Origin of the sequence: Pseudidiomarina donghaiensis (assembly GCF_900116895.1) — a bacterium.
GTDB classification, from domain to species: domain Bacteria; phylum Pseudomonadota; class Gammaproteobacteria; order Enterobacterales; family Alteromonadaceae; genus Pseudidiomarina; species Pseudidiomarina donghaiensis.
Window position 1 is genome coordinate 194,440 of the sequence record NZ_FPCF01000003.1, and the last position, 12,717, is coordinate 207,156.

General features: G+C 48.9%; 9 protein-coding genes. 4 read left to right on the plus strand and 5 right to left on the minus strand.

Annotation, left to right across the window (positions count from 1 at the left end; all coding sequences use genetic code 11):
- Positions 1-50 precede the first annotated feature (50 nt).
- Both BM334_RS07975 and aceK read left to right on the plus strand, forming a co-directional pair.
- Positions 51-992 carry a LysR family transcriptional regulator gene (locus BM334_RS07975; protein ID WP_092840526.1) on the plus strand — a complete coding sequence of 314 codons (942 nt, stop codon included), beginning with the start codon at positions 51-53 and terminating at the stop codon, positions 990-992.
- Positions 989-2,731 carry a bifunctional isocitrate dehydrogenase kinase/phosphatase gene (gene aceK / locus BM334_RS07980; RefSeq protein ID WP_092840530.1) on the plus strand — a complete coding sequence of 581 codons (1,743 nt, stop codon included), beginning with the start codon at positions 989-991 and terminating at the stop codon, positions 2,729-2,731. The genes BM334_RS07975 and aceK overlap by 4 nt, the downstream gene beginning before the upstream one ends.
- A gap of 23 nt (positions 2,732-2,754) precedes the next feature.
- Here aceK and nhaD read toward each other — a convergent pair whose 3' ends face one another.
- The 3 genes from nhaD to aceB form a co-directional block, all read right to left on the minus strand.
- Complete coding sequence (nhaD, locus tag BM334_RS07985; protein ID WP_092840533.1) at positions 2,755-4,194, minus strand: sodium:proton antiporter NhaD; 1,440 nt, start codon at positions 4,192-4,194, stop codon at positions 2,755-2,757.
- 173 nt (positions 4,195-4,367) lie between these two features.
- Positions 4,368-5,705 carry an isocitrate lyase gene (gene aceA / locus BM334_RS07990; RefSeq protein WP_092840536.1) on the minus strand — a complete coding sequence of 446 codons (1,338 nt, stop codon included), beginning with the start codon at positions 5,703-5,705 and terminating at the stop codon, positions 4,368-4,370.
- A 50-nt stretch (positions 5,706-5,755) separates the two neighbouring features.
- Positions 5,756-7,318: a malate synthase A gene (gene aceB / locus BM334_RS07995; RefSeq protein WP_241970960.1), complete on the minus strand. Its 1,563-nt coding sequence runs from the start codon at positions 7,316-7,318 to the stop codon at positions 5,756-5,758.
- A 163-nt stretch (positions 7,319-7,481) separates the two neighbouring features.
- Here aceB and BM334_RS08000 point away from each other — a divergent pair, with 163 nt between their 5' ends.
- A complete protein-coding gene (locus tag BM334_RS08000) occupies positions 7,482-8,825 on the plus strand; it encodes a M24 family metallopeptidase (RefSeq protein WP_198677372.1) in 1,344 nt (447 codons plus the stop codon).
- On the opposite strand, the gene BM334_RS08005 is transcribed toward BM334_RS08000, so the two are convergent.
- Positions 8,807-9,598, minus strand: coding sequence for an SDR family oxidoreductase (locus tag BM334_RS08005; RefSeq protein ID WP_092840542.1), 792 nt, complete (start codon positions 9,596-9,598; stop codon positions 8,807-8,809). The genes BM334_RS08000 and BM334_RS08005 overlap by 19 nt on opposite strands.
- Positions 9,599-9,607: 9 nt before the next feature.
- Positions 9,608-10,888: a gluzincin family metallopeptidase gene (locus BM334_RS08010; protein ID WP_092840545.1), complete on the minus strand. Its 1,281-nt coding sequence runs from the start codon at positions 10,886-10,888 to the stop codon at positions 9,608-9,610.
- Positions 10,889-11,101: 213 nt separating this feature from the next.
- Between BM334_RS08010 and BM334_RS08015 the strand changes: the two genes are divergently transcribed.
- A complete protein-coding gene (locus BM334_RS08015; protein WP_092840548.1) occupies positions 11,102-12,709 on the plus strand; it encodes a beta-helix domain-containing protein in 1,608 nt (535 codons plus the stop codon).
- Positions 12,710-12,717: the final 8 nt, after the last annotated feature.

Here is a 12,717-nt window from a genome sequence, read left to right on the forward strand (position 1 = left end):
AAACCTGTCTATAATCCCGCTATATTCTTATAGCGGGATTTATTTTTTCTATGAATAACATTAAAGATATCGACCTGAACCTGTTGGTTTATTTAGATGTGCTGCTGCGCGAACGCAATGTCACCAAAGCCGCAGCCCAACTGAACATTACTCAGCCCGCGATGAGTAACGGGTTAAAGCGCTTACGCACGCTGCTCAATGACCCAATTTTGGTGCGCACCAGTGAAGGTATGCTGCCCACTGAAACCGCTCTTAGAATGCAAGAGCCGGTGCGCCAAATTCTTTATTCAGTTGAAGAAATGGTGCAACCAGCTCGCGAGTTTGATGCCGCAACCAGCGACCGCGTATTTCGCATTATGGCGTCAGACTATGCAGCATCGACTTTAATGCCACGGTTACTCGAAAAACTACACCAACAGGCGCCCTATGTGGCGCTAGATATCATGACGCCCAGTGATATTAGTTTTCATGACGTTGAAAATGGCAAAGTGGACTTAGCCATAAACCGTTTTGAGAAATTACCGCAGTCATTTCACCAAAAGAACCTATGGGAAGACGATTTCAGTTGCCTAGTGCGTAAAGACCACCCGTTAGTGGCCGACTATACCCTGAAAAACTACCTTGAGGGTGAACACGTGTGGGTGAGTAAAACCGGCTTTGGTGTAGGTGTAGGTATGGACCCCCACGACGTACAAAAGCTTGGCTGGGTAGATGAAGCCTTAGGTAAACTGGGCCATAAGCGCAGCATTCGCGTGTTTACTCGAAATTATCATGTTGCCATGCATTTAGCCCGACAGGGGCTTATCGCAACCTTACCAACCCAAGCAGCAACGTTATACCAAGATGACGACGAGCTAGTCATGCTCAAACCGCCGTTTGATATTCCGGCGTTAGAGCTGACCATGATTTGGAGCCCGTTGTTACAGCATGATGCTGGCCACCGTTGGTTCCGCCAATTAATAACTGATACCGCAGCACATCACGACTTATGAGTGATAATAAGCGCGCTGGCGTTCTCGCTCGCAAAATTCTGCAAGGCTTCCACAAGCACTATGCGGTGTTTCAGGACGTTACCCAACAGGCCAAAACACGCTTTGCTGAAGGTGACTGGCATGCAGGGCAGTATGCTGCCACGGCGCGGATCAGTTTTTATGATCAACGGGTGCGTGAAACTACAGCTAGTTTGCGAAAGCTCACCCAAGGCAAGCTTGATGAAGACTTGTGGCTAGCAACGCGAAAGCTATATCACCAATTTTTGCAGTTTCATCCGCAAGCAGAACTTGCCGAAACCTTTTATAACTCGGTGTTTTGCAACTTGTTTCATCGGCGCTATTTCAATAATGCCTATATTTTTGTTGAAACCACCTTAAGTGACAGCATTCCGCTGGCGTTGGAAACCGAGTTTCGTTCTTATTTCCCAGTCGTTCAAGGCATGCGCCGCACGCTCGCCCGTATTATGGGCGACATAGATTTTGGTGCGCCGTATGACGACCTCTCAGAAGATATTCGTTTACTGCGCAAGGCGTTTAGACAGCAAACCTCAGCCGGTGAATTGTCCACCTACCAACTGCGCATTGATGTGCTGAAAGAGCCGTTTTTTCGCAACAAAGCTGCGTACGTAGTGGGGCGCATCGTTAGCGCCAATCGTATTTATCCGTTTATTGTACCGGTACTGCGCAATGCCAGCGGCAAGCTCTACCTTGATGCACTCATTACCGATACCGACCAAATGGCGATTATTTTCGCCTTTGCCCGTTCATACTTTATGGTGCATACCCGCGCGCCATCGGCATTGGTACGGTTCTTAAAAGGCTTGATGCCGAAGAAGACCATTGCGGAGCTGTATTCTGCCATTGGCCTGCACAAACAAAGTAAAACCGAGTTTTACCGCGATTTTTTGCACCACCTGGAAGCGAGTAATGACCAGCTAGTTGCCGCCGCCGGTATTAAAGGTATGGTGATGACGGTATTTACGCTGCCATCTTACCCTTATGTGTTTAAAGTGATTAAAGACGAGTTTGGCGGCGGCAAACAAATGAGTCGGCAAACGGTTATCGACCGATACCGCATGGTTAAGCGTCATGACCGAGCTGGTCGCATGGCCGATACCTATGAATTTGCCAATGTAGCTATTCCATTAGACCGTATTGCCCCCGATTTGCTTGACGAGCTGAAACAAACCGTGGCCGGCAGCCTCACCATAGAAAACGAGCAATTGGTGATTAGCCAGTTGTTTGTTGAGCGCCGCATGACACCGCTGAATATTTTCCTTGAGTACGCCAGTGAAGCCGAAATAGAAGCGGTGATGAACGACTACGGGCAGGCCATTAAAGACATGATGGCGGCAAATATTTTCCCTGGCGACATGCTGCTGAAGAACTTTGGTTTAACGCGTCACAAGCGGGTGGTTTTTTATGACTATGATGAAGTTCAGTATTTAACTGAAATGAACTTTCGGCCGTTACCGAAAGCTGAAACATACGAACAAATGATGGCGCCGGAGCCATGGTATGCGGTTGCGCCGAATGATGTTTTTCCGGAGCAGTTGGCCACCTTTGCGGTGCCGCAACCGGCATTACGTAAGATACTATTGCAGCATCATCCAGAGTTAATTGATGCCAAATATTGGCAGCAGCAACAAGAAAACTTACGCCAAGGGGTGATTACGGATGTATTTCCGTACCCTGAATCCGTGCGCTTTATGCGTTGTGTGCGCACGGCTGCGGGTTAGTTCGTTGTTCCCTACGTTATTCGTTAGTGGTTAAACACGGTGAATAGGTGTTCGTTTAACCACATGTGGGCAAGAATACTGACCAGATAGCCCAGAGCAATCACTGGGGTCCACTTCAAGTGGCTAGCGAAGGTGTAGTAGCCACGAGCTTGGCCCATAAGCGCCACACCTGCAGCAGAACCAATCGACAGCAAGCTACCGCCAGTACCCGCGGTTAGGGTAATCAACAGCCATTGACCGTGCGACATGTCCGGTTGCATTGAAAGCACCGCGAACATAACCGGAATGTTGTCGATAACCGCTGACATGACACCTAATGTTACGTTAGCGATGGTTGGGTTCCAGCCCAAATACAGTGTGTTTGATAGCAGCGACAAATAGCCCATAAAGCCTAAACCGCCGACACAAATTACGATGCCGTAGAAGAACAACAAGGTGTCCCACTCGGCGCGCTGAACGCGGCTAAATACGTCAAAGGGTACTACCGAGCCTAAGCGCTCTAAGCGTGCCATATCACCAGCACGTTCAGCCATGGCCCGTTTGCGCGCCAAAGAACCTGGCAGGGTCATGCGTAAGAAGTAACCAAAGAACTGCAAGTAGCCTAAACCCATCATCATGCCCAGTACCGGCGGCAAGTGTAGCCACATGTGGCAGGCTACCGCGGTGGCAATGGTGAGCAGGAATAAGGTGGTGATACGTAAAGCGCCACGCTTTAATTCAACTTCTTCGTATACCGCTGAAGGCTTACGGTTTTCAATAAAGAAGCTCATGATCACCGCTGGCACTAAGTAGTTCAGCAGTGATGGGATAAACAGCACAAAGAACTCTTGGAATTCAACCATGCCGGCTTGCCATACCATCAGCGTGGTAATGTCGCCAAACGGGCTGAAAGCCCCACCAGCGTTGGCTGCAATAACGATACTAACGCATGACACGCTAATGAATTTCTTATCGCCATCGGCAACTTTCATCACCACGGCACACATCAGTAGCGCGGTAGTTAAGTTGTCAGCAACGGGTGAAATAAAGAATGCTAAGAAGCCTGAAAGCCAGAATAACTGTTTGTAGCTAAACCCTTTTTTAATCATCCATGCGCGCAATGCGTCAAATAACCGGCGCTCTTCCATGGCGTTGATGTACGTCATCGCCACCAACAAGAACAACATCAATTCGGCAAATTCGAGCAAGTTGTGACGAAATGCGTCTTCTGCCACCCCTGGTAAATCGTTTTGCATGTACACAAAGCCGATCATAATCCAGATTAAGCCGGCGGCAACCAATACCGGTTTAGACTTACGCATGTGCAGGCGCTCTTCGCCCATAACCAGAATATACGCAACGGTAAAAATGATAATGGCGGCAATGCCAACATTTGCGGTGGTTAGGTCAAGTTGACCGGCGGCTGCAAATGCAGCAGGAGAGAAAAGGCTTGCGCCCAAAAGCAATAACAGTAGTTTCCACATGAGTCGCTATTCCTTCAACATGTGAGGCTTCAGGAGACGAACAGTCAAATTTTTAGGGTGAGCTGTTCAGGCGCGCGCATACTAACACAAAAAAACCGCCAAGAGCCCTTACTTGGCGGCTTATACTCATTATTTTCTGTGGTAATCCTAATGAGGTATTTGTAAACCAAAGCTTACGCCGGCTTTTTGAACTGATCCTCTTCGGTTGAGCCGGTAAGCGCCGTTACAGAAGACTTGCCGCCTTGAATAACATTGGTCACTTCATCAAAGTAGCCGGTACCAACTTCTTGTTGGTGCGCCACAAAGGTGTAGCCTTTGTCGGCCGCCCCAAATTCTTGCTGTTGTAGCTTCACATAGGCCGACATGTCGTTGCGTGCGTAGTCATAGGCAAGTTCAAACATGTGGTACCACATGTTGTGCACGCCAGCGAGTGTGATGAACTGGAACTTATAACCCATGGCAGCCAATTCACGTTGGAACTTCGCAATAGTGGCGTCATCTAAGTTGCGTTTCCAGTTAAAGCTTGGCGAGCAGTTGTAGGCTAATAGTTTGCCAGGATATTTGGCGTGAATGGCTTCGGCAAATTTGCGCGCTTCGTCCAAATCAGGCTTCGCTGTTTCACACCACAGTAAGTCAGCATATGGCGCATAGGCTAAACCACGCGATATGGCTTGATCAATGCCAGCGTTAACCCGATAAAAGCCTTCCGCGGTGCGCTCGCCGGTGCAGAACGGTTGGTCATTGGGGTCTACGTCAGAGGTTAATAAGTCAGCGGCATTGGCATCGGTGCGTGCAAGAATAAGTGTGGGTACGCCAGCAACGTCAGCAGCAAGGCGTGCCGCAATAAGTTTTTGCACAGCTTCTTGTGTTGGCACTAGTACTTTACCGCCCATATGGCCGCATTTTTTCACGCTGGCTAGCTGGTCTTCAAAATGCACACCGGCTGCCCCTGCACGGATCATGGCTTGCATCAATTCGTAGGCGTTCAATACGCCACCAAAGCCAGCCTCAGCATCGGCCACAATCGGCGCAAAATAGTCCACATAGCCTTCTTGTTCAGGGCCAATACCTTTCGACCACTGAATTTGGTCGGCGCGCGCGAAGCTGTTATTGATGCGCTCAACCACCGTAGGCACTGAGTCGACTGGATAGAGTGACTGGTCTGGGTACATGCTTAAACTGGTGTTGTTGTCGGCAGCAACTTGCCAACCTGAAAGGTAAATGGCCTGCAGGCCGGCTTTCACTTGCTGTACTGCTTGGCCGCCGGTTAGCGCGCCTAGGGCGTTAACATAGTTCTTGCCAAACTTCTCTTGCGCGGCGCCGTTGACTAGGCGCCAGAGTTTGGCCGCACCGTTTTGTGCATAGGTGCACTCAGGCTGCACACTACCGCGCAAGCGCACCACGTCTAGCGCAGAATAGGTGCGCTCAACGCCTTTCCAGCGGGGGTTGGTTTGCCAATCGTGTTCAAGCTGTTTCGCCGCTTCTGCGTGGTTTAAGTTGACTGTAGTCATGGGTGTTGTCCTGTAAGTTTGTGTTGTTTTATGTTTAGTGTTCGCCTGAATTAATTCAGTAACTGGTAACCAGGTAGCGTGAGAAACTCGACGAGTTCGTCCGCTGTGGTGATGTCTTCAAGTAGCTGTGTGGCTTTGGCAAAGTTCTCATCTGCCCAACGCTGTTCGCCCACTTCTTTGCGAACCACCGCTGCCTCTTGTTGCAAGTAGTCGCGAAACAGCTGTTTGGTGACAACGTTGCCGTTATCGAGGGTTTTGCCGTGTTTAATCCACTGCCAAATAGAGGTACGAGAAATTTCGGCGGTCGCGGCGTCTTCCATTAAGCCGTAGATAGGTACACAGCCTTTGCCAGAAATCCATGCCGCAATATATTGCAACGCCACGCGAATGTTGGTGCGCATGCCTTGCTCAGTGCGCTGGCCTTGGCTTGGTTCTAGAAGGTCATGCGCGGTAATTGGTGCATCGGCTTCGCGCAGAATGTGCGACTGATTATCGCCGGGTAATCCATCAACAAACACTTCACGAACCGTATCGGCAAGACCGGGGTGTGCAATCCATGTGCCGTCGTGGCCGTTATCGCGCTCAAGTTCTTTGTCGGCTTTCACTTTGGCGAGAATGGTGGCGTTTTCTTGTGGATCTTTGCTGGGAATAAACGCGGCCATACCGCCCATAGCTAAGGCACCACGGCGGTGGCAAGTTTTGACCAATAGCCGTGAGTAGGCATTCAGAAATGGCTGGCTCATGGTCACGACTTGACGGTCTGGCAGCACACGGTCGGCATGATTTTTAAGGGTTTTGATGTAGCTAAAAATGTAATCCCAACGGCCGCAATTAAGCGCCGCAATATGCTCGCGCATGGCATGTAAAATTTCATGCATTTGGAACACTGCTGGTAGGGTTTCAATTAAAATGGTGGCGCGAATAGTGCCGCGAGGCTGTTTGAAGTAGTCTTCGGTAAAGGTGAATACGTCAGCCCACCATTTGGCTTCGTCGCTGTGCTCAAGTTTGGGTACGTAGTAGTACACACCGGTACCATTGGCAATCCGCTGTTGATAGTTCAAATAAAAATATAGGGCAAAGTCGAACAGCCCACCCGGTATCGGATCTCCGTCAACGAGTACATGTTTTTCAGGTAAGTGCAGGCCGCGTACGCGGGCAATCAGCAAGGCGGGATTGGGTTTCAATTGGTAGTGCTTGCCGCTAGCTGGGTCAGTGTACTCAAGCTCACATCTATTGGCGTCATACAAGTTTACTTGGCCTTGCAACACACCGTCCCATGTGGGTGACTGGGAATCTTCAAAGTCGGCCATGTAGCAGTCAACGTTAGCGTTCAGCGCGTTGATGACCATTTTGCGGTCAACGGGGCCGGTGATTTCCAAGCGCCGCTTGGTCAAGTCTTTTGGTAGGTCAGCTATGCGCCATTCGCTTTCGCGAATATTCTTAGTCGTTGGATCAAAATCTGGCAGAGTACCTTGATCAATCTTAGCTTGGCGTTGTGCCCGTAACTTAAGAACGTGCTCTAGTTGTGGGCGAAACCGGCGGACCAATTCAACTAAAAATTGTTGCGCTTGTGCATCAATCAACTGTTGTGCAACACCATCAAGTGACGGCATAGTAAGTGCAGCGTGTGGCGCGTTGTCATGGTTTAAATGGGTCATAATCTGTCCGTTTGTTGTTCATGTGTTAATAATTCAAGGCTAGAACGCGCAGCGATATTCGGCAAATTTATTAAATAAATTACAGCCATTCATGACTATTATGTTTTTGGGGAAGATAATGAGTATTCACAACACTAATCGATTAGTCACTTTGATATTTATGGCGTGTCTAATGGTGCCGTTCTCGATTGCTGCCAAGCCATCATCACAGTACCTGCCTGCTGAGCAGCAAGCCAAGCTGATTGATCAGCTGTTGCAGCAACGGGTGAAGCAACTGTTACCTCAGCTAATGCGCCGTGCTGACATTGACATGTGGGTATTGATTAGCCGTGAATACAATGAAGACCCAGTACTTCGCACGTTATTGCCCAGTGACTGGTTCTCGGCGCGGCGGCGAACAATCTTGGTGTTTTTTGATCGTGGTATAGCTGCTAATGGTGTTGATCTCGGTGTGGAAGCACTTGCGGTTGCACGCTATGACGTAGGTAATGTGTTCCGCAAAGCGTGGAACCCTGAGCAACAACCAAATCAATGGCAGGCGTTGCAAGCCATAATTAGTGAACGTCAACCACGCCGCATTGGAATAAATACGTCAACGGACTTTGCCCAAGCCGATGGCTTAACCTTAACCGATTATCGTGAACTGATACTGAATCTCAAGCCAGAGCAGTCGCAACGTCTTGTCAGTGCCGAGGCATTGGCTGTGGGTTGGCTAGAGACACGCATTGCCGAAGAAATACCACATTACCAACAGGCGGTAAGCATTGCCCACGACATTATAGCCGAAGGCTTTTCTAATGCGGTGGTGCAGGTAGGTGAAACCACTACGAGCGATATTGAATGGTGGTTTTTAAATGCAATTAAACAGCGCGGCTTAAGCGCGTGGTTTCCTCCCACAGTTACCTTACAGCGTCAAGGCAATAAAACCCCGCGGTTAAGTAATCAGGTGGTGCAGGCAGGTGACTTACTGCATGTGGATTTAGGCTTAGTTTATTTACGCCTGAATACCGACACCCAGCAGCACGCTTACGTGCTGCCAAAAGGCCAGACAGAGGCGCCGGCTTCACTACGGCAGGCACTACAGAATGGCAACCGGTTGCAGGATATTCTTACCGCGCAATTCAACGTAGGGCTTACCGGTAATCAAGTGCTGGCGCAGGCCCGCTCAAAAGCGCTGGCTGAACAGTTACGGCCACTTATTTACAGTCACCCCATTGGGTACTACGGTCATGGTTCGGGCCCAACTATAGGTATGTGGGACAATCAAGCGGACACCAAAGGCACAGGGGACTACCCGTTGTTTGCTAATACGGCCTATTCAATAGAGTTAAGCAATACCACCTACAGTGAAAGCTGGCAGCAAGACGTGGTCATTATGTTGGAAGAAGACGCGTTCTTTGATGGTGAACGCGTACAGTATTTAAATGGCCGTCAACAAGCGTTTCATTTGATTCGCGAATAAAGCATTTTCTGGTACCAGCGGCGTGGCAACCAGCGTTTCAGGTACCACGCCACCCGCCCCTGGCGGTGCGGTAGCACCAAAAACTTCTTGCGCTCAACCGCTTTCATAATGAGCTGCGCAATGTCGACAGCATTGAGCTTACTCGAACTCATCAGTTTATCGAGTTTGGCATCCATACCGTCAATAGTTGAGCGCATGCCTTGGTTTAAATTGGTTCTAAAAAAGCTTGGGCAAACGGCTGTCACGTTAATATTGTCTTTGGCTAACTCGTTTTGCAGGGTTTCGGATAAACTTACCACAGCCGCTTTGGTGGCGTTATATGCACTCATGTTGGGAACATCTAGTAAGCCAGCCATAGACGCTACATTGACAAAATAACCATGGCCTTGCTGCTTAAATAGTGGCGTGAATACCTTGCAACCACGCACCACACCAAGCAAATTAATATCAATTATCCATTGCCAGTCACTTAATGTGGTGTCGGCAATTTTGCCAACTTGCGCTACCCCAGCATTGTTCACCACAACATCAACGCCGCCCCATTTTTCTTGTAACTGTTTGGCGACGCTTTCTAGATTATTCATGCGAGTGACATCGCACGGCACAAACAGCGCACTGGGTTGCCATTTTTGCAAACTACCAATCACCGCTTCACCGCGCTCAATATCGCGGTCGCCAATGCAAACCTGCCAACCACCTTTGGCGCAAATTTGCGCCAAAGCAAAGCCTAAACCGCTGGCACCGCCAGTGATAAATATACGTTGTGGTTTCATGTTACGTCCTTAGGGTGCAATAGATACCGAAACCGGTCTATCAATCAATTGTCGTAATGTCATTGAAGCATACCCCGTTAAACGCTCAAATGCAGCAAAGTAAGTGGTTGAATTTGCAGGTTCACCTTGGCGAATTAGGTCGGAATAGGTTTGCCATAATGTGAATATACCATGACTGACACCATTGGCTTGTAGCTGGGCGTGTAACTCGGCATTAGCGACTAAGCCACAGGTGTAGTGCGCACGAAAATCTACCCGACCTACATCAACAAAGGCCTCACTGATGGGCCAAACCGCGGCACATTTTTGTTGTGCTTCTTGCACGGCGTTTTGCAATATCGCACTGTTTTGACCCAATTTGTTGTCAGTATACAAATAGGCCATCATTTCCGCTGCACCTTCGTGAATCCACGCTTCTTCTGTCGATGAAAATCGTAAGCCGTTGCCTTGAAATAAATGCGCTATTTCATGTGCAAAAAACCACAAGGTGGTTTCTTCGTCTAACCGTTCTAATGCTGCTTCTCCGTACCAGTGCATAAACACTTGGTTTGGCAATACGCCACCTTGTTGTCCGTAGTAGCCGCCTTCATAGTCACTGTACGAGGCAAACAACGTCGGTGTACTACTCAAGCCTCCCAATTGCTTGGTAAAATAGCTCATGATCATGGGAAGCTCGCTAACTAAGCCATATTGCAATGACTGTGGTAATGCTGGGTCAATTAACGCCACCAGCGCGGCAAAATGCTCAGGCGGTTGCTGGCCTACATAAATAGCTCGGCCGCTGTCACTGTCTAACCACTCAAAAAAGCCCATTTGGCGGGTGCCGTTAATTAACAAATAGTCGTCGGTTGATACTTGCATGGCCATTGGCCATTCGTGATGGTGAGCCGTACATGTGTCGGCACAGGCAAAGAAACGCCCAGTGTGAACCAGCATGCCGCCATTGCTAAATGGCGAGAACGGCGCATAGTCTTTTGGCAGTGAAACGTAAGTGGCATCAAGAGCAAACGACACTTCACTAAATGGCTCGCCGTTCAAGCTAGTCACTACTTCGTTGCCGTCATGCCAGTGAATGGCAATGTTGCTATCGAGCGACTGCCAACGCTCAGCGCGGCTGCGGTCTGGTGAGCGCACAAACATTAAGCGTTCGGTAGGTTCATTCAGCGAATAGGTAACAGTCCAGCCCAACTGAGACTTGGTTAAGGTAATCAGCTGAATGCCCGAAGCGTCAGGTTTGGCCATCAGCAATACCGCTAAAATCACTGCCGCAATGGCAACAAAATAACGCATGACTCTTCTCCATAAACGTACACTTGATCAACTTTAGCACCGCAATGACAACTCAACCACGACTAATTGGTTTTACGTTTTAACATGACACTTCTGTTGCGCTTCGGTGAACCTTTCATGACATCGCTAATTTGTCACATTTCTGTCACGCGTTCTCACTAATCTGCCTGCGTCGTTTTTAATACTTACATTGTTCCTATCCGGGAGAACACCATGAAATTGCAAACTTTGTTTAAAGTAACCGCTATCGCTTCAGCTTTGGCTTTAGCTGGCTGTGGCGGCGACATTTCAGTAAATCCAACTGTAAATGACAACAGCACCAACAACTCAGGTAATACTGTTAATAACCCACCAGCAGAAGGTGGTGGCGGTGACTCAGGCACTGAAAATATCTGTGCTGTGCATAACGGTGTGCAAGGCGCATTCGACGGTCGCGACTGTGAATACAACCTTGAATTCGCTAGCCGCAACGTTGAGATTACTGAAGATGTTACTTTCGCAGAGTTGCCAGATGGCGGCGTGCACGTATTTGATGGCGCATTATTGATTGGTGAAGATTGTGATACCACCACAGCGTGTTCGATTGAAGAAAACGGCCCTGTGATGACTGTTGAGCCAGGTGCAACCTTAGCATTTACCAGTGGTGAAGCCATTATTCGTGTAGCGCGCGGCGCCAAGTTAAACGCGATAGGTACTTTTGATAAGCCAGTAACTTTCACTTCAGCGAACGCATTCACGCGTTTTGATGTTGTTGGTAATGGCCCACGCTTCGCTGACTGGGGCGGCATTATTGTGAATGGCCAAGGTATTACGAACCAATGTACCGACGCCCAGCGCGATGCCGATACCTGTAACGTTGCATCAGAAGGTATCGTGAGCTACTACGGCGGTAACGACAACGCTGATGACAGCGGCTCAATGAAGTATGCAAAAATTTGGTATGCCGGTTCTGGTCCACGTGCTGGCGGCGACGGTGACGACTTGAACTCGTTAACCTTAAACGCTGTGGGCTCTGGCTCTTCGTATGAGTTCGTACACATTCACCAAGGTTACGATGATGGTATCGAATTCTTCGGTGGTGCCGCAAACGTTAAGCACGTTGTGTTTACTGACACCCAAGATGACTCGATGGATATCGATGCGGGCTGGCAAGGTAACGCGCAGTTCTTGTTTATCAAGCACGGTACAGTTAACGTCGATGGTACTGACGTATTCATGGGTAACGGCGGCTTTGAAGCCGACGGCGAGAAAAACTCAGGCCCAGACTATTCGCAAGCACCAACGTCACGTCCAAACATTGCTAACGTAACTGTGGTAACCACTGACGGTTTGTCAACGCGTGACAATGACCCATCAACGGCAATGAAATTCGACGATAACTTCCAAGGCCAACTGTATAACTTCTTGTTAGTTAAAGACGATGTGTCGACCAACGACACCCGTTGTATCTTATTTACTGGTGACGGTGAATTGGGTGTAACTGGCGGTGACTTGAACTTCTTTAACTCAGCCATGGCTTGTGTAGCTGAAAACGAATTCACTTCAAGTGCTTTGTTTGCTGATGGCACATCACGTCAAGAATGGTTCGACAACGGCGGTGTGAATGCTCGTTTAGGTGGCAATGCCTCTGTCTTTGCGCCTGATGGTTTTTCAACCGATATGAGCTCAGCAGACATTACGGTAACCGCGAACGACTTAAGCACTTTAGGTAATAGCTTCTTTGATACAGTTGATTACATTGGTGCTGTATCAAGCACAGATACGTCGTCAGAGTGGTACCAGTGGGTGCAAACTGCGTTAACTGCGGCAGAACAAGACTAATACCAGCT